This window comes from Pelorhabdus sp. sgz311001 (assembly GCF_055901755.1).
In genome coordinates, this window is sequence record NZ_JBVXUT010000006.1 from 64,847 (window position 1) to 80,559 (window position 15,713).

Here is a 15,713-nt window from a genome sequence, read left to right on the forward strand (position 1 = left end):
GATTTATTTTACTCGATACATAGAATTAGCAATTTCAGAAATCTCAATGGCGGCATTGGCAAGACTTTCACTCGCTTTTGCCAAAGACTCAACAGTTGCTTCTTCTTTTGTAAGATTTCCATCCATTCCATTTAATTCTTGCAACAGAATCTGAACGATGGAGCTCATTTCCTCTAAACTTTTAACAATGCTGCCCACAGATTCAGAGCTTACTGTAGCAAGCTTTCTCACTTCTTGTGCTACAATAGCAAAGCCTTTGCCTGCTTCTCCAACACGAGCTGATTCAATCGAAGCATTCAGCCCTAACAAGTTAATCTGCTTCGTAATCGACTGAATTAAAGAAATGACTTGATCGTTTTCGGCAATCGCTCGGTTTAAATCACTGCCAATAGAAACAATTTTTCGACTGCTCTTTGTGAGCAGTTCGGAGTGATGATTGAGCTCGATCATGCCTGTAGCAAATTCTTCTGAAGAGCCGGCTAATTCTTCAGCAACGGTTCGAATTTTCTCCTGTATTGCAATAGGCTGCGTAACTGTAATACAGCCTACGACCGATTGATTTTCTTTTATAGGTATGGCCCGCGCTACGTAAGGAATACCATAAGAAGATTTTTCCCGCGATACTAAAGAAAACTGCGCTTTGCCAGTTTCTATACACTGCTTACTAACAATCCCTTTTACAGGATCGCCTTTTTTATTACCTAAATTCAATTTTTCAGCTGGAATATATTCTAAATAGACAGAATCGGCTACTACGGAAATTCCAATATCTTCGGGCATACTTTCTTGAATGTAAGAAGCAAGATCGGCATAATGCTGAAGAATTTCTTTAGCAGATAAACTAGCCATACTCTCCCACCTTCTAACAATAAGATCTTGAATTCATTGTAACTTTTCTACCAATCTTCACGAAGTCCTGCTACTGATTATCAGTGAATTCCAACTTTATCTACAGAACCTGGCCTCTGTTGAAAAACACTCCCCCTAGATGTAACAGCCTGACAATAAAACTCATAAGATAAAGCAACAAAAACAGATACTACATAAAGGGAGGAAATAGAATGGTACACGGCTGCCACTTCGACTCCGATACCCCGTCGGGACCAACCGGCCTATTTATCATTATTGCCATTATTGTACTCTTATTCGCTTTAATAGCTAACGATCATAGTACATCCCGTTTCTAAAAACTATATAAGAAGGTGATTCTATGAGTGAACAAGATGAACAAAATCCTCTGTACGGCAAAGATGAAGCTGTTTCGGCTAAAGCGTCGCAAGAGTCTTGGCGACAACCGCTTTTCTCCGATGATATCGCCTGTCATCATAATTGTCCGCCCGAACAGCCCCTTGATACCAATAAGACAATTCACTGTTTTTGGGAGCTCCGCCAGTTATCTCAGGAAATATTTCGTAGCATCGGCTGCTCGCCTAGTGAAAGGCGTCTCTTAACCTTATTTACCTGCCTCATCTTAGAAGACCTCAATACGATTTATAAAGAAGTAGCAGAATGTAAAAGATTACTCTGTTGCCTAACTTCCCGTGATGAGTAAAAAAACAAAATTCCAAATAAAAAAACTAGACAGCCACGTATCTGTCTAGTTTTTTCTTCCCAGAAATCTAGTCATACAACCCTCCGTGCATCTGTTCATGATTTCTACTTGTAAAAAAACTCTAGGAAAGGATCGGAAAACGGATCGAAAAACAAGTTCCTGCTGCACTACTTGCCACCTGAATCGTAGCCTTATGTCGTGCGGCAATCCGATAGCAAACACTAAGCCCTAGCCCTGTACCATTGCTTTTTGTTGTTGTAAAGGGAGTTCCAAGCTTTGCTAAAATATCCGTAGGTATTCCCGGTCCATTGTCTTCTACGCCAAGTATTACGTACTTTCCTTCTGTTAAAACAGAAACATGAACTTTCCCGGCAATCGGCACAGCGTCTAATGCATTTTGCACAAGATTCGTTAAAAGCTGCTTGATTTCCCTGTCGTCTGCTAATGTATTCGGCGTATGAAGAATATCAATTGTAAAGGTAATTATTTTTTCTTGTTCACGTGCGTAAGCTTCCATCAAATATTTGAGCTCTAGAACCACAATTGCTAAGCTTCGAGGCATTAAATGGGAAGCCTTATTCTTAGCAAGCGATAAATATTCAGAAATAATAGAACTGGCTCGATCCAATTCATCAATCATTAAACCATAGTTACTCTTTTCTTTAAATGGCAAATTTCTACTGTAATATTGTAAAAATCCTTTGACAGTTGTTAGCGGATTGCGCACTTCATGAGCAATGGTTGCCGCCATTTCACCCACAAGATCGAGATTTCTTAGCCGTGATAGTTCCATTTCAATCTGTTTCTTTTCAGTTAAATCATAAAAAACAAAAGTCCTAATATCACCTCTGGCAGTTACGCGGGTAGACATGAAGATTTGAAGCGGTATCAATTCCTTGCCCGCCACCACTGCATCCGCAAAAAAATTCTGATGTACTTTTTCTGGCCCTTGGCGACAATTCTGTAGCAATTTTTCCTGAAAGTTTAAAATTTCTTTTAATCTTTTACCAATGACTTGAATTTTAGGCAACCCAAAAAGATGCTCAGCGCCTTCATTCCAAATAATAATTCGTTCAAAAATATCCGTAGCAACAATAGGAAATTCTGCAGTCTCTACAAGTAGTTGGTAATTTTCTTCGGCCTCCACAAAAAATCTAGCTACAAGTTCAGACGGGTCTGGCAAAGACTTCGTTTGTATGGCAACTTCAATAATGGCAAAAATAGCGCACCAGTGCCCTAAGTACTGCATTGTCCTTCCTAAGATATTCCAATAACCGCCAACAAGTTTCTGCGGAAAAATAAAAGCAAGCCCCACTGTAATCAATAAAATGGACAAGCAAAACCATAAACTAAAGCGAATCCTGGTTCGAATATATCGTAAAAGCAAAATGACAAACGTCTGAGAATACAATATAACGGCTAAGCCTAGTATAACTTGACGAAAAGCAGTAGCACCCTGATCAGGCTCAAAAAACGGCGGCATCATTTCTGTAGTAGTTAAAACAGCTATCGTGACCATAAGAATAAAAGAAACGCTATAAGTGCCCCAGATGGCTTGTCGAGGATTCTTCAAAAAATATTGCTTACGCAACATCGGTAAAAATCCGCTTAAAAAGAAGAATAGCGAAGAAATTACGACTCCCATATTATGAATTGTTACAATAATATTTTGCGATCTATAGTAAACAAATGTTCCTCCCGCCAAAAAGGCGCCAACGCCGCTAATAAAAAAAGCACAACCAAATAACAGTAACGGTAAAGAGTAATTTTGTTTTACAACCTGAATGGAAAGGTAGGCAATGATAAAGGCAGGTACAGTAATGAATAGAACATTTTCAAAAAACATAACAGGAAAAAACCACTGATTGGCAAAAATCTTTTCTTCGCCAATAATAGCCCCTAGAATAACAAGAAAAATCAATAGAAGTACCATATTCCCCTGCAAAGGTCTTAATCTTTTCATAGAACCCCTCCCGCACCAGGAAAATTTTTACTTTTAACTACTTATTATATAAATTTTTCCATAATCCTTCTAAACTTCTCTTTAAAAACCAATTAATTACAAAAATAAAAAAGCTTAATTCACAAGAGTGTGAATTAAGCTTTTTATGTTTAAAGTTACATTCAATAAATTTAGATTCTCACATCAATAATAGCAGAGATACCAACACCTTGTACCCGTGAAAAATGTAAGGGATTCTTACTGTTTATAGGAATTAGCCCTTTCACTCTAAACTGTGCGCCATTGAAATTTCCTTCTAACTGTAAGACAGCCTCTGTTTGCGCTACAAGGTCAGCATCGCCCGTAACTTGAGCAGCGCCAATATACCCACCGGAACCAACCGTAATAATTGGCACTACCTTTGTGGCATACTCGGTACCGACTCCTTGTTTTGCCATTAAACCATTAATAAAATTGTTTAATGGCGTCGCCATACGGTCTACGATAAAACCAATACCGCCAACTTTTAAAATATCGCCTAAACCAAAAGCAGCTACATTCGCTGTAAAAACAGGAAGTCCCAGTAAGGCGAGAGCTAACAAGCCAATGAGAACTTTTTTGTGAAATACTTTTTTCATGGTCAAGCCTCCTCTTATCCTTGATTGAGAATAATTCTTGTTATTTATATTTTACCACATAAAAAAAAGTAGTCCAGCGCTTTGATTTTTCATAACGAAATAAGACCTCGCGATCGCCGCGAGGCCTTATTTCTTGTGCACCTTTTGGTGCCGAGGACCGGAATCGAACCGGTACGGAGATCACTCTCCGACGGATTTTAAGTCTCACCGAACCAATATTACTAAAGGTTTCCCGAGCATTGACTACTCTGGATAAAGCCGCGATATTACTACATTCTAAAGAGTTTAATAACGTTATTTCGCGGTATATCGTTACGGCTATTTTAAATTTCAAGTAGTCAAAAAGTAGTCAGCTTCTTTGTACCCATATTGATTTAGAATACATATCCTAGTCGTTCTAATCGTTTCTTTCTATCATCGCTCATATCGTTAAATTCTCTACCAAAATACAGTAAACCATGAATAGTGTCACTTTTTCCAATAAGATTAACTGCAACGTCGTCAGCATCAAATTCAAATTTCAATCTATTTTTTTTCAAACTTAAACTAAACACGCCTACACATATAATGAAGGCTAATACAAAATTAAAAGGGAAAAAAAGAAATCCAAGCAGCCAGACTAAGCTATATACATTATGATCATTATAAAAATGACCATATTCATGAGCAACAAGATATCTTTTCGCCTTCTCATCTGCATTAACAAACGACTTTTTTCTAATCATTAATAAAATCAAAAATGAATGCCCGGCTCCTTTTAACGGAAGCAATTTAGGAGTAACTTGAATAATGCTATTCTGCCAGCAAGGCTTTCTATTTTTAAATTCGTCAAGTATTTTGTTTACTTCATTTAGCATAATATACCCCCTTTCATAATATTAATAAATTACTATCTCTTACGGCCTCACCCCTTCATCAAAGCAGTTGTATCATATGACTACATATGATACATACAATCAACTACTGATCCATCCAAGCAGCAAGATCTGTAAAACTACCTATTACACGTCTAATATGGGCATGCGCAATTGCTATACCTACACTAGTTAAAGTCATTCTTTTCATAAAAGAATGTTCCCATATATCAAGAAACTTCTCCATAGACTTATTTCTAGAAATTAAATCTAGTTCCATTTCTAAATCTGAAAAACAATAACCTGAATAAATTCCCTCTAACTCAGTAATGGTCTTTTCTGAACATCCTATCTCTAAAAGCTTCTCTTTTAACTTTTCCGCATTAGCCGCATCAAATTGAAATAGGCTCTGATCTCTCAAACAAGGAATAATTATCCTTTGAACTTTAGAATCAATAGAAATAATATTTTTAACTTGATCATTGGAAAACCCTTTATAAAATAAGCCTGAGTATTTGGATCTAAACAATTCTTCTATTGAATGTCCTCCTATACTTACTGAACCACAGCCAGTAAATTCTATATGCAAATAATTCGCATTATTTTTAACTAATCCTGACGTAAAAGAAGCTATCGTGCCGACTAGTTCATCAAGCTCACTAAGGTCAACTTTTTCCACACGCTTAGAAGTGTATTTTATTAGAAATATCAAACTTAATGCATTTAATTGATCTTCGGTGAGTTTAGGAATAACATTCAGTGATTCATTTAAAACTACTTGTAACAAGCTTCTATTATTCTCTTTAGATCTTTGAACGAGAATATCGACAAGAATATCTGCCATCCCCTTGTCCCCTGTTTTAGCATACTCTTTTTGAGCAGTAAAAATGGCATACTGCATTCCTGGATCCTGGAATGCAGTAATGTTGCAAGGTACTGATGAGCACATTTCCCCTAAGAATTTCTCAGTAATCTCTTCAGCCCGTTCACGAGCAACACTCTCTGCAATTCCTGATAACTTAATAAAGTTCGCACGAAAGACATCTTCAGCAATTGCTTTTGCATCTTGATAAGTTAGTCCTTTTTGAACAAAGACATCCCTTCCAGCCTGAATATTTACGCTATCATTACCGGATTTTTGTGATTGATTACTAATATCCATCTAAATAACCCTTCCATCATTTATCTTTATAATCACGACCAACTTGAATATTAATCGATTTTTTCCCAGATGTTTGTTTTTGCGAAAATCCTGACGACCTAGATAATAGCCATCCAATGGCTGCTACACCAATTCCACTAAAAATCCATTCTTTATTTGAAATAATCCACTCCATAAATTCCCCTCCGTTATACCATGTATAAAAACTTTCTGCAGTATTTTTCCAACTCCTGCAATTTTCAAATTATGATGACAGCAGGAAATCCATTTGATCTGCAGAATTCGCAAATTAGAAGGTGATATTATGAAAAAATTAGCATTAATACTTCCAATGCTATTTCTATTTTATATTCCATCTTGTTTCGCCGGCACAACAACAATACTTGCGACAGGTACTTATAGCATGGGCGATGGCGAAACACCAGACGTTGCCGAAAGTCGCTCTCTGACCAATGCCAAACGATCTGCAATCGAACAAGCCGGTACTTATGTAGAAAGCTATTCACAAACTAAAGGCTTTCAGCTAACCAAAGATGAAGTCAATATTCTTTCATCGGGCATCATGCAAGTAGAAGTGTTGGACAAGCAGCGAGCCATCCAAGATCATGGCGGCATATACTTTACTACTAAAATAAAAGCAACCATTACAACTGATAATTTAGCCGACATGGCCACCAGGCTTCATGATCGAATCACGGCCAAGCATTTTACCAATTTAGAGAATAACTACAGTACGCTAGACGCAGAGCACATCGCTAATCTGAATTCAAAAGAATCTGATGCTGCAGCTAAAAATGAAAAGCTTTGGCTTGCCAATCACTGGCTTGACGTGGGCATACAGCACTTTATTCAAAAAAAATATCCGGAATCTATCTCCGCTCTTACTAAATCATACGATTTAAACCGAAATCACGACGCTGAAATTCTTTTAGGTGATATTGCATATGAGCAAAGAAAATACAATGATGCTATCGCCTGGTACAACAAGGCGCCTGAATCGGAAGAGACTCTTTTAAAAACGGCCATTATTTATGATGAAATGTCTAATCAGCTAGAAGCTCTTTGGCATTATCAAAAAATTGTCGGCGCTCTCTACTATGACGACATCAATGGCGGCAAGATTTTAGCTATACCAACGGATGCCAAAATCATGGATTCCTATTATTTAAATCTTGACTCTCCTCCTAATCCCCAAAGCACTAATGCATGGTTCCGAATGGGGAAATTATACGAGAATATTTCCACTGCAGCCGCTGATCAAGCTTCCCCTTACCATGATTATAGAAATCAATTCTCTGCAAATCTTCAAAAGGCACTTTATTGTTTTGACAAAGTTATTAAATTAGCACCAAACTATAGCCCTGCTTACTTTGAAAAGGCCCTACTCTATGAAAAAATGAATCAACCTTATGAAGCTATGCGGGAATATAAGAAATTTATCCAACTAGCCGGTCAAGACGATGTTTCATATGAAATAGCTAAGAGCAACCTTCAAAAGCTTATAACTCAGTACGGAGATTGAGGAGGCTGCTATGAATATTAGTTGGACAATCAAGGTCCATTTTGGCAAATCTCCTAGCTGCTATTTTAAGGATGCTTATGCTGTAGCTAGCCGATCACCATCTTTCGTTCAAACCGAAACAGGCTATGAAGCCATATATTCGGCATTTCAATTAAATGATTTCTTTGACCTTTACTTTTTTATTAGCGAGTGGAAATCAACTTACTATATAATTAATGAAACGAAATACCGCAAAAAAATAGATGGAATGCTTCTTTGTGCTTACGCTAGGCTAAAAAGTGAAAATGAAAGCTACTGCTACGGCATTAATACCTGCTTTCAGCCTACTATTTTTAGTTGCGTTCGAACGCAGAAAGGTTGGCATGATGACTGGGAAGACTTCGGTGAAATACAGGAAAACGGTATGAGGAAAATCGATAAAGATGCCGTCCTTTCTACTTTACTGGAAAGGCTAACACCATATAAAGAATGCCCTTTCTTGAGCCTGGCTGAAATCACTAGACAAGTCCGGAGCCTACCAGAGCAGGTACAGCCCAGGCAGCCTGAGCCGCAAGGCGTAGAAATTAAACTCGATGCGCGCGATTTCTTTTTGAAATACGGAGTTGACTTAAATAAACTTTTGCCAGAAGATGAAAAATTCGTAGTTAAGCCAAAAGCTTCTTGGCTCCCCAGAGTGATCCAAGGAAAGAAAACCGGAAAATAATTATTAACAATTTAAATATTGTTAAAGGTTTTGAAATCGCAAATAATTTTCGTAACAACTCATAAATTCAGCACGGATTCCACGTATTTCTACTTGCTTATCTTGTATCTTCCTACACCAAGCAAGCTCTTCAGTTTTAGGATTCAAATAAATTTCATTAATACGTAGCATATGAATTTGTATTAAATCATCAATAGCCTTCATATTTCTTTCAATAATTGCTTCTAATTCCCGAGAAAATTCATCATCAAATAAAAAGTTAATCTGTTCTTTAGCAATTCCCATTCTACCCCAATTATTTCTGGCTCGATATGAATATTCCGTTGCCTCAATAGCATTTCCTTTTAGATGTTGAATATCATAAACAGGCTCATCTTCAATTCCTCTGTTTATCATTTCCATAAATTCTACGTAAAGCGCATATCTCTTTTCAAACAAACTAAAGTTGAATTGTTTTCGCGTGATTTCTGTTTGCATTTCTGAAAGTTTATTTTGCCTTTTAAATATCATTATAGTTGCTACCACAGCTATCGCAGCGAAAATAGCTTGCCCTATTGCTCCACGAGCCGCCCAGATTTCCGGCTTGTCATATACATCCAAAGTAAGAGAAAGCATAATTGAGTACCAAAAAGCCCCAATTATTAATCCAATATTAATGATTCTTTCAATCATTTCCACACATCCTTTTCGATTTATGATCAGCTGATACTTTTAGTGTACAATATTTTAACTCGATAAAAACAACACCTTTGTCAAAACGGCACTTATTTTTTAAAACAAAAGCTCCCCTACGCCAGAAAAGCTGGAATAGAGGAGCTTCAATTATTATTTACCCGTATTAATTAGCTTTTTATTAACTTCTCCTTGTATCATTACGACTTGACCTGATTCTTCTTTTTCCACGCCCAAGACAGCACAATTTTTACAATAATGATAAGTGTATATCGTTTCGCAGTAATTCAGGCTCCCAGGATCGCCCCATTGCACAATTTTAGGATTAGGTGATTCCCTCATTGGACAATTACATTTTTCACAAACCAACGCAGTCACCTTCATAATCGTAAAGATCTAATTCTAATATTAGTATAAAAGTCTTTCTAATATATACAAGTCCCAAATATATGTATACAAAAAAGACACCCTACCTTAGCCTAAACGAGCCAGAGCAGGGTATATCAATTCTTTATTAATGAGCTTCTAACAAAATCCTTTCTGACTCAAATTCACAGTTCCGACACTTTACTGATATAACAACCGTTTGACTATCCTTCGATAACCTAACGATCTCAAAGTCAAAGCCTTCCATTTTCGAAGCTAAGTTCTCTGTATTCCCACACTTGCAGTTCAAACGCATATAGTCACCTACGTTTCTACGATCTATATTTCAGATAAAAGTAGTCAATTGATGGCTTTCAACTGTGATAGCGCATTGTATTTTGGGCATCTTATGACCTAATATTAGTGTAATTATTACAAAAGCTATAATCTACTCTTAAGTTTTTATCGAACGAGACTTAACATTGGTTTATTCCCAATTGAGTAAATTTCATTTGCATCACTTTCACTCATACAGATTAAATTGCTAAATTCCTCTAGTGAATATTCCATATCATTGCGGTAAACTTCAATAATTTCACGGTATAGTCCCGGTTCCTCTTTTGGCATATCGCCTTCAAATGGTTCATGTGTTCTAAAGCCGTTTGCACTAAGTTTTATCCATAAAGATCTTTCTTGTTTTTCTGTTATTGTCCCGAGTGTAGCCGCTTTCTTTAAAATAGCCTGCATAGATGTCTTCCAATATATTTTTAATTCGGCTAATTTCTCTAATGTAACATTTTTCAAAAACGGCCGGATTTCTTGACTTGGCATTAAAAATTCTGAAGCGAATCGATCTGCTTGGCTTTCCATATCAGGATCAATTTCATGCTGATGCATTACTACATGGGCAAGTTCATGACATAAAGTAAATCTAAGCCTAGAGGAAGGAGCATCCATATTCACAAAAAATAAAGGGGGTAAATTAGGAATAACTATACTCATTGCATCAATTTTAGATGTATCAAAATCAAATGGAATTATAATACCACCATTATCTTCAATAATTTGCATCAAATTATTAACTGGTCCTAGTGGTATTTTCCAAAATGAGCGAACCGCTCGAGCGATATCGTCAACAGATCCTCGAAATTCACTAAGATCATATACTGGAATTCTATTCTCCGTCAGATCAACACTATTAAGAAGTTTAGAAATTTGCATCCTTTTTATGTTGATCTTTGCATGAATTTTTTGGAGCTTTTTCCCACTGATACTTTGTCGCTTTCTGTTAAATAGTTCAGTCGGTCCAAATCCATATACTTTTTCTTCCTGATAAAAAAATTTTGGGGGATAATTTAAACATCTTGATAAATCATCAATTAGATTTACTGGAAATTCTCGATCTCCACTTTCAACTCGCGAAAGCCACCCTTGATTTACACCGAGACTACTAGAAAGTTCTTTTTGAGTAATTCCTCTCGATTCACGTGCAACTATTAACAAAGCTGGATTAAATTCAACTATTTTTTCTGTTTTCTTGCTCATTTTCATCCGCCTTCTTAGGTCTAGCACGTCTAACTCTATTAGTAGATGTATCGTCGTCCGATTGGAAAGGCAATATTTCTGCGCCCACAGATTCTTCCTCAATACTAAAGTGCCATTTATTGTTTTTACCATTTGGACATGTAACAAACATGCCTGTACAATCATCCTGCAATTTATTCCAGGTATATCCTGCAAAAATATTAGTAGCAGGTACTATCATTTCTTTATCATCCCAAAGAGCAAGTGACCGTTGACAAAGAAATTTTTTGGTCTGTTGCGTTGAAATATTACTGGTTTGTAATTTTCCATTTAATCTTTTAAATTTAAGAATAAATTTATCTCGTAATATGATATAGTGACTGCCATATTTTTGCTTAAATCGAACCCCCGGCTTGCCTGAAAGTTCAATTAATGCATATTTATGTATAAGGCAATTGATAACAGATGCCTTTGTCTTAGTATCATAAAAGAGTTTTTGCGGATCTCTTTTAAACTCAGATATTGCCTGCCGCATAATATAAGAAAAGCTCCTTAAGTAAGTTTCTAAATCTTCTTTGGCATGTTTTTCTTCACTTAACAAAGATAATTTCACTCCTCTACAATTATAATATTAACTGTATTCTATCACTATCAAATAAAAAACACAATAAAATATGCCAAAAAATATGCCAAATAAAAAAGCGCCCCTACCCCAGCATTACTACTGCCAGGATAAAGGCGCTCTTATTATTTATTAGTTGTAGTTTCAGTTACGTCCCCGTTTTGCGGCGATGCCGTGGCAGCCGCTACTTGCTGTAGTCCCGTACTCAAGACTGCATTGGCCGCATTTAAAATAAGCTCAGTCCGATATCCACCTGAAACCCACCCAGTATTCTTATTGGATAGTCTAGCTGATCCATATGATGCTATTGCCCCTAATAAAACTTGTCCTAATGCTGTTAAAATTGGGCTTGCCATAGTCCTTTTCCCCCTTATATTTTATTGAAATAATGAATATAACCATTTTGCTGCTGGAGTCGCAACAGCACCTCCAAGAGCGGCTGTTGCAGTAGGCCAATACTTTTTAATAATCGGCCAGACTCCTTTGATTACAAGCTGCAGCCAGGGCCGAAAATCGAAAGGCTTCGGCGAGTCTCGTGTCCGATCGGCGGCAACAGGAATTTGATCGGCCGTTTTTTCAAGATCTTCCATGGCCGCGATATCTTCACGCAGCGCGACAATATACTCGCTAAACCATGCCTGGGAGCTTACTGTCGGCAGCTTAACATTTGCCGCCAATACGGCCGATAATTCTTGCTTTTTATCTGCTAATGTCATGCCGTCCCCTCCAGCGCTCGCTCTGCGTCCATTGGTGTAATGCCATCGGCCCAAAGTCCATGCAAAAGATCGATTTTCCCAGCACGAAGATAGCGGGTTACAAACTCAGAACAGTTCATGGTTTCTTCTCCATCACCCTCAATATTTGCACCAGTCAGATCGTGGATGCCGCCGATCACACAGCCACAGTAAGCATACTTAGTGCCAATCTTACTTTCGGCCCAGGAGTCAGCTGCAGCTTTGTCCGGTAAATCGACGTCAATAAATTTTGCATCAGGATTACCGACATATTTATCGCCGCGGTGTCTCCATACGCCAGCATATGGATCGGGATTCGGATCTTCTTTGTCCGGCATTCCCAAAGCTTCATATACGTTACCATTCGTTAAAATTGCCGCGTGAGAATACTGACCATTTGTGACGGCCTTGATGGCATCATCAACGAAGGTATCCCCACCGACAAAAATCACTGTTACTTTTGCCATTTAGATCACTCCTTCGTTAAAATAGTTACAAATTCTCTGCTATCACTTGGATTAGAATCAAAAATATCAATCCCATCCCCCGAGCTAATCAAGCGGTAGCGGCTTTCTGGAACGGCAGAACCCTTCAAGTAAACTTCTTTAAATTGGACTTGCTTAGGGAAATAGTAAATTCCGGAATGGCCAGATCGAATCAACTGCAGTTTCTCTAGTTGCGGCGCTGGTTGCTCATTCGTCGCGACATCGATTACTGGCAAAACTTTTCCCGAATGTTCCGGCGCTGGTGCAGGAGTAAGCGGAACTTCGTTTTCATGCAATGACATTACAGCTTGACCAATATCCACAACTGGTAAAGCAGTTTCATGATCGACATCGATTACGTATTTGAGCTGATCAGTCACTGCCACCGCTGGCTGATTCTCCTGCTGCACTTTCTCGTAAGCAATAAAAAAGCCGCTGATAATCAGCAGCGCAATAACCAAAAATAATCCAAACAATTTATGTTCTTTTTTGATTTTTCTTTTCATGTTCGACCTCCTCGAAATTTTTTCTAAATTGATTTGCAGTATCTAAAATCACGGTTTTGCATGAAGGATATTTTATAACCATCACATTTTCGAAGCTATTGAGAAACTGCCTCATATGGTCGAATACTTTCATGTTCTCACCGCCGCTGCCGTCATATGGTAGTCGATTGGCTTCATGTCTCTCGGTACCCGGTCAATTCCAACAATAAAAGCAACTTTAAAGCGAGCGCAGACACTAAAATTTTCTTCCGTTATCGCGCAGGGTGGGCATCGTTCTTTAAAAGGACACATAATCAGACCTCCCTATATTCAGGTACTCCGTATTTAGTAGTTAAATCAAGGCTTGAAACATAGTTAAAGGTATTTTCTGCCCGATTAGCATAGCTAGCAGCAGCATCGTCACAGTCAGCGGCATGCGCGTATTGATTATGGAATAGATCTCTAACTACTGCTAAGTCTCGAATATCGTAATTGTTCTGACGATTTCGCAAAAACCGCCGAACAACAACATGAGAAGTCGGGCACCAAATACCAGCGTAAATAAAGCAGCGGCTATCATCTAAATCCTCGACAAATTTCAACGCCGGGACGTACAATTCAAGACAGTCTGTAGCTAAGATCTGATTCTGGGCTTCTTGACCCTGGGGCGAATCTAAAAGAGCAGAAAGTGCATCAAGTTCTCCCGCCTCTTTGATCTCCGAATACATGCGACCGGCAAAATGATCGCCGCCATCTATATAAGAAAGCAGCGTGTCCCCTCGGCCGCCATTAAGGCCCTCCCATTGGCTTACTCCCATAGAAGGATAATCACCAGCGGTGCTGCAACTTACACTGCCATATCCACCCTCTACGCCAGTCTGCCCAATTCCCCTCGCAATTTCATAAGCTAACTCCTGATCAGTCACTCTTTTATACCTCCAATTCTCTGCAGCACCTGCTGCTCTGTTTCTCCTCGCTGTGGTACCGGGTTGAATCCGTCTTTGGCAACCACTTGGATTACAAAAGCCGGAAAAGTCGTTTCGTGAATACCGATCCCGCTGCCGCCATCAGCTCGATCGACTCCGGTATGATGCTCCTGGTCCAGCACGATCATGTTCCGGACATCATCAATCGAAGTAATCGGCAAGTTTTTCATTAATGCACTGTAGCCATATGGATCAAACTTCATTAAAAAAGCCTTGAGCTTGTCGAAATCGACGCAATGCTCAAGGCTAAATTCCGCGATATGGTGCACCTGTAGCTTTTCGGTTTTTCCTGTCACAAAGCACCGGTAATGGCCGTCTTCTTTCAGGCGCTGCACCGACTTATGAAATGCGGCCGTGTCGCGCGGTCCATGTTCTGGCGTAATAATAAATTCATGAAGCGTGTGTCGTTCTAAGTGTTCTGCGACTTCGGACATGGTAATTTCCCCTCCTTGGCCATGGCTGTTTCAATATCGTCAATTCTGTGGTGAGCGGATTTAGATCTTTCTTCGACTCTAACAAGCCGTTTATCCATCTCCTGGCGAGACTTTTCGGTATCACCGATCATTTTTTTCAGATCAAGAATCGCTTCTTTTAAAGCGTCGATAGCTGCTCCAAGCGGACGCATAATAACATAATTAATTCCTCCAGCAACAGCAACAGCAATTCCAACAATCTGCGCTAAATCTCCTAGTTTAATCTCCACCTGGTCCCCTCCCGCATCAGTTTATTCTTTGTGCTTTAGCAATAAATGTAATCTTTTAAGTTCTAAGAGTTCATTTTTGATAATACCCATCATTGATTTGCTTTCTTTCAGTTCTTGCATGACAGTATCATGGGTTTCTTGTAATAGTTGTTGCTGCTTTGCCCCTTCAATCTTTGAAACTTTGGCCAACACAGCCAAAGCAACTAACTGGATTACGGTCTGGCTAATAAACTGTTGCCAATCTAACAAACTGGCAGGCTGTTGGTATATTAATGGAACAAATGCGATGAAGCAGAAGAGTAAAATACAAGCATTTGTTCCCAAGCACTCTGCTAACTTGATAAAAAAACGATTAATCAAATGATTCACTTTGTTCCCTCCAATAAAGCATCGATTATTTTGCTTCATATGCAATATAAAAGTAGAGCAAGCTGCTTAATTAGCGGCTTGCTCTTTGCTGATTTCATCTTTTACTGCTGCCTGGTAGTCGGTCGGTACTTGATCGATTGTTCGGCGATTGTTGATCACTAGGTTCGCGTAAATTTTAACCATAGTTGTATTTAATATAGCCATTTTAAATAACACCTCCTTTCTCCACAAATTGCGCAATGAGGTCTTGTGTATCGAGCAGATTACTGTTTAATTTTTGATTCTGCTCAAATAAATTAGCAGCAAGCTCTTGTGTATCAAGGAGCTGCTGCTTTTGCTCTTTCGCGGCCATTTCAGCTACTGTAGATTTTCGATTGATCCTCTTCCCCATGGG

24 protein-coding genes are annotated in these 15,713 nt (G+C 38.5%); 4 read left to right on the top strand and 20 right to left on the bottom strand.

All coding sequences use genetic code 11. The features are described from left to right. Positions 1 to 3 precede the first annotated feature (3 nt). Positions 4 to 849, bottom strand: a complete 846-nt coding sequence (locus AC0MXB_RS14970) for a methyl-accepting chemotaxis protein (RefSeq protein WP_474040529.1) — start codon at positions 847 to 849, stop codon at positions 4 to 6. 212 nt (positions 850 to 1,061) lie between these two features. On the opposite strand from AC0MXB_RS14970, the gene AC0MXB_RS14975 reads away from it, so the two are divergent. After that, a complete protein-coding gene (locus tag AC0MXB_RS14975; RefSeq protein WP_474040530.1) occupies positions 1,062 to 1,187 on the top strand; it encodes a hypothetical protein in 126 nt (41 codons plus the stop codon). Between the two features lie 23 nt (positions 1,188 to 1,210). Continuing rightward, on the top strand, positions 1,211 to 1,552 hold the full coding sequence (locus AC0MXB_RS14980; RefSeq protein WP_474040531.1) for a hypothetical protein: 342 nt from the start codon (positions 1,211 to 1,213) through the stop codon (positions 1,550 to 1,552). A gap of 121 nt (positions 1,553 to 1,673) precedes the next feature. Here AC0MXB_RS14980 and AC0MXB_RS14985 read toward each other — a convergent pair whose 3' ends face one another. From AC0MXB_RS14985 to AC0MXB_RS15005, 5 genes are all read right to left on the bottom strand, one after another. Next, the gene (locus tag AC0MXB_RS14985) at positions 1,674 to 3,515 is read right to left on the bottom strand and encodes an ATP-binding protein (RefSeq protein WP_474040532.1); all 1,842 of its coding nucleotides are present in this window, start codon (positions 3,513 to 3,515) and stop codon (positions 1,674 to 1,676) included. A gap of 170 nt (positions 3,516 to 3,685) precedes the next feature. Next, a complete protein-coding gene (locus tag AC0MXB_RS14990) occupies positions 3,686 to 4,132 on the bottom strand; it encodes a hypothetical protein (protein WP_474040533.1) in 447 nt (148 codons plus the stop codon). Positions 4,133 to 4,506: 374 nt separating this feature from the next. Beyond that, on the bottom strand, positions 4,507 to 4,989 hold the full coding sequence (locus AC0MXB_RS14995; RefSeq protein WP_474040534.1) for a hypothetical protein: 483 nt from the start codon (positions 4,987 to 4,989) through the stop codon (positions 4,507 to 4,509). A 103-nt stretch (positions 4,990 to 5,092) separates the two neighbouring features. After that, positions 5,093 to 6,148, bottom strand: coding sequence for an LPO_1073/Vpar_1526 family protein (locus AC0MXB_RS15000; protein ID WP_474040535.1), 1,056 nt, complete (start codon positions 6,146 to 6,148; stop codon positions 5,093 to 5,095). A 16-nt stretch (positions 6,149 to 6,164) separates the two neighbouring features. Further along, positions 6,165 to 6,323: a hypothetical protein gene (locus tag AC0MXB_RS15005; RefSeq protein WP_474040536.1), complete on the bottom strand. Its 159-nt coding sequence runs from the start codon at positions 6,321 to 6,323 to the stop codon at positions 6,165 to 6,167. Between the two features lie 129 nt (positions 6,324 to 6,452). On the opposite strand from AC0MXB_RS15005, the gene AC0MXB_RS15010 reads away from it, so the two are divergent. Continuing rightward, positions 6,453 to 7,670, top strand: a complete 1,218-nt coding sequence (locus tag AC0MXB_RS15010) for a tetratricopeptide repeat protein (protein WP_474040537.1) — start codon at positions 6,453 to 6,455, stop codon at positions 7,668 to 7,670. 10 nt (positions 7,671 to 7,680) lie between these two features. After that, positions 7,681 to 8,373, top strand: a complete 693-nt coding sequence (locus AC0MXB_RS15015; protein ID WP_474040538.1) for a hypothetical protein — start codon at positions 7,681 to 7,683, stop codon at positions 8,371 to 8,373. Between the two features lie 21 nt (positions 8,374 to 8,394). Here the strand turns inward: AC0MXB_RS15015 and AC0MXB_RS15020 are convergent, their stop codons facing one another. The 14 genes from AC0MXB_RS15020 to AC0MXB_RS15085 all read right to left on the bottom strand — a co-directional run bounded on the left by AC0MXB_RS15020 (position 8,395) and on the right by AC0MXB_RS15085 (position 15,710). Further along, complete coding sequence (locus AC0MXB_RS15020) at positions 8,395 to 9,045, bottom strand: hypothetical protein (RefSeq protein WP_474040539.1); 651 nt, start codon at positions 9,043 to 9,045, stop codon at positions 8,395 to 8,397. Positions 9,046 to 9,873: 828 nt separating this feature from the next. After that, entirely contained in the window at positions 9,874 to 10,956 is a 1,083-nt protein-coding gene (locus tag AC0MXB_RS15025) for a helix-turn-helix domain-containing protein (RefSeq protein ID WP_474040540.1), read from the bottom strand. Beyond that, positions 10,928 to 11,536 carry a hypothetical protein gene (locus tag AC0MXB_RS15030; RefSeq protein ID WP_474040541.1) on the bottom strand — a complete coding sequence of 203 codons (609 nt, stop codon included), beginning with the start codon at positions 11,534 to 11,536 and terminating at the stop codon, positions 10,928 to 10,930. The genes AC0MXB_RS15025 and AC0MXB_RS15030 overlap by 29 nt, the downstream gene beginning before the upstream one ends. Before the next feature lie 146 nt (positions 11,537 to 11,682). Further along, a complete protein-coding gene (locus AC0MXB_RS15035) occupies positions 11,683 to 11,913 on the bottom strand; it encodes a hypothetical protein (protein ID WP_474040542.1) in 231 nt (76 codons plus the stop codon). A 21-nt stretch (positions 11,914 to 11,934) separates the two neighbouring features. Continuing rightward, positions 11,935 to 12,273: a hypothetical protein gene (locus AC0MXB_RS15040; protein ID WP_474040543.1), complete on the bottom strand. Its 339-nt coding sequence runs from the start codon at positions 12,271 to 12,273 to the stop codon at positions 11,935 to 11,937. Then, positions 12,270 to 12,758, bottom strand: a complete 489-nt coding sequence (locus AC0MXB_RS15045) for a hypothetical protein (RefSeq protein ID WP_474040544.1) — start codon at positions 12,756 to 12,758, stop codon at positions 12,270 to 12,272. The genes AC0MXB_RS15040 and AC0MXB_RS15045 overlap by 4 nt, the downstream gene beginning before the upstream one ends. Positions 12,759 to 12,763: 5 nt before the next feature. Then, entirely contained in the window at positions 12,764 to 13,282 is a 519-nt protein-coding gene (locus AC0MXB_RS15050) for a hypothetical protein (RefSeq protein WP_474040545.1), read from the bottom strand. A 129-nt stretch (positions 13,283 to 13,411) separates the two neighbouring features. Further along, positions 13,412 to 13,573: a hypothetical protein gene (locus AC0MXB_RS15055; RefSeq protein WP_474040546.1), complete on the bottom strand. Its 162-nt coding sequence runs from the start codon at positions 13,571 to 13,573 to the stop codon at positions 13,412 to 13,414. Positions 13,574 to 13,575: 2 nt separating this feature from the next. Further along, positions 13,576 to 14,187, bottom strand: a complete 612-nt coding sequence (locus AC0MXB_RS15060; RefSeq protein ID WP_474040547.1) for a hypothetical protein — start codon at positions 14,185 to 14,187, stop codon at positions 13,576 to 13,578. Continuing rightward, positions 14,184 to 14,681, bottom strand: a complete 498-nt coding sequence (locus AC0MXB_RS15065; protein WP_474040548.1) for an HNH endonuclease — start codon at positions 14,679 to 14,681, stop codon at positions 14,184 to 14,186. Before AC0MXB_RS15065 ends, AC0MXB_RS15060 begins: the two co-directional genes overlap by 4 nt. Next, the gene (locus tag AC0MXB_RS15070) at positions 14,657 to 14,950 is read right to left on the bottom strand and encodes a hypothetical protein (RefSeq protein WP_474040549.1); all 294 of its coding nucleotides are present in this window, start codon (positions 14,948 to 14,950) and stop codon (positions 14,657 to 14,659) included. The genes AC0MXB_RS15065 and AC0MXB_RS15070 overlap by 25 nt, the downstream gene beginning before the upstream one ends. Positions 14,951 to 14,971: 21 nt before the next feature. Further along, entirely contained in the window at positions 14,972 to 15,319 is a 348-nt protein-coding gene (locus AC0MXB_RS15075; RefSeq protein WP_474040550.1) for a hypothetical protein, read from the bottom strand. A 66-nt stretch (positions 15,320 to 15,385) separates the two neighbouring features. Next, a complete protein-coding gene (locus AC0MXB_RS15080; protein WP_474040551.1) occupies positions 15,386 to 15,523 on the bottom strand; it encodes a CD1375 family protein in 138 nt (45 codons plus the stop codon). A gap of 1 nt (position 15,524) precedes the next feature. Then, the gene (locus AC0MXB_RS15085) at positions 15,525 to 15,710 is read right to left on the bottom strand and encodes a hypothetical protein (RefSeq protein WP_474040552.1); all 186 of its coding nucleotides are present in this window, start codon (positions 15,708 to 15,710) and stop codon (positions 15,525 to 15,527) included. Positions 15,711 to 15,713 lie beyond the last annotated feature (3 nt).

Bases quoted from the DNA above. Each gene is read 5' to 3' on its own strand.
- AC0MXB_RS14970 (WP_474040529.1), bottom strand. From the start codon at position 849: ATGGCTAGTTTATCTGCTAAAGAAATTCTTCAGCATTATGCCGATCTT.
- AC0MXB_RS14975 (WP_474040530.1), top strand. From the start codon at position 1,062: ATGGTACACGGCTGCCACTTCGACTCCGATACCCCGTCGGGACCAACC.
- AC0MXB_RS14980 (WP_474040531.1), top strand. From the start codon at position 1,211: ATGAGTGAACAAGATGAACAAAATCCTCTGTACGGCAAAGATGAAGCT.
- AC0MXB_RS14985 (WP_474040532.1), bottom strand. From the start codon at position 3,515: ATGAAAAGATTAAGACCTTTGCAGGGGAATATGGTACTTCTATTGATT.
- AC0MXB_RS14990 (WP_474040533.1), bottom strand. From the start codon at position 4,132: ATGAAAAAAGTATTTCACAAAAAAGTTCTCATTGGCTTGTTAGCTCTC.
- AC0MXB_RS14995 (WP_474040534.1), bottom strand. From the start codon at position 4,989: ATGCTAAATGAAGTAAACAAAATACTTGACGAATTTAAAAATAGAAAG.
- AC0MXB_RS15000 (WP_474040535.1), bottom strand. From the start codon at position 6,148: ATGGATATTAGTAATCAATCACAAAAATCCGGTAATGATAGCGTAAAT.
- AC0MXB_RS15005 (WP_474040536.1), bottom strand. From the start codon at position 6,323: ATGGAGTGGATTATTTCAAATAAAGAATGGATTTTTAGTGGAATTGGT.
- AC0MXB_RS15010 (WP_474040537.1), top strand. From the start codon at position 6,453: ATGAAAAAATTAGCATTAATACTTCCAATGCTATTTCTATTTTATATT.
- AC0MXB_RS15015 (WP_474040538.1), top strand. From the start codon at position 7,681: ATGAATATTAGTTGGACAATCAAGGTCCATTTTGGCAAATCTCCTAGC.
- AC0MXB_RS15020 (WP_474040539.1), bottom strand. From the start codon at position 9,045: ATGATTGAAAGAATCATTAATATTGGATTAATAATTGGGGCTTTTTGG.
- AC0MXB_RS15025 (WP_474040540.1), bottom strand. From the start codon at position 10,956: ATGAGCAAGAAAACAGAAAAAATAGTTGAATTTAATCCAGCTTTGTTA.
- AC0MXB_RS15035 (WP_474040542.1), bottom strand. From the start codon at position 11,913: ATGGCAAGCCCAATTTTAACAGCATTAGGACAAGTTTTATTAGGGGCA.
- AC0MXB_RS15040 (WP_474040543.1), bottom strand. From the start codon at position 12,273: ATGACATTAGCAGATAAAAAGCAAGAATTATCGGCCGTATTGGCGGCA.
- AC0MXB_RS15045 (WP_474040544.1), bottom strand. From the start codon at position 12,758: ATGGCAAAAGTAACAGTGATTTTTGTCGGTGGGGATACCTTCGTTGAT.
- AC0MXB_RS15050 (WP_474040545.1), bottom strand. From the start codon at position 13,282: ATGAAAAGAAAAATCAAAAAAGAACATAAATTGTTTGGATTATTTTTG.
- AC0MXB_RS15055 (WP_474040546.1), bottom strand. From the start codon at position 13,573: ATGTGTCCTTTTAAAGAACGATGCCCACCCTGCGCGATAACGGAAGAA.
- AC0MXB_RS15065 (WP_474040548.1), bottom strand. From the start codon at position 14,681: ATGTCCGAAGTCGCAGAACACTTAGAACGACACACGCTTCATGAATTT.
- AC0MXB_RS15080 (WP_474040551.1), bottom strand. From the start codon at position 15,523: ATGGCTATATTAAATACAACTATGGTTAAAATTTACGCGAACCTAGTG.
- AC0MXB_RS15085 (WP_474040552.1), bottom strand. From the start codon at position 15,710: ATGGGGAAGAGGATCAATCGAAAATCTACAGTAGCTGAAATGGCCGCG.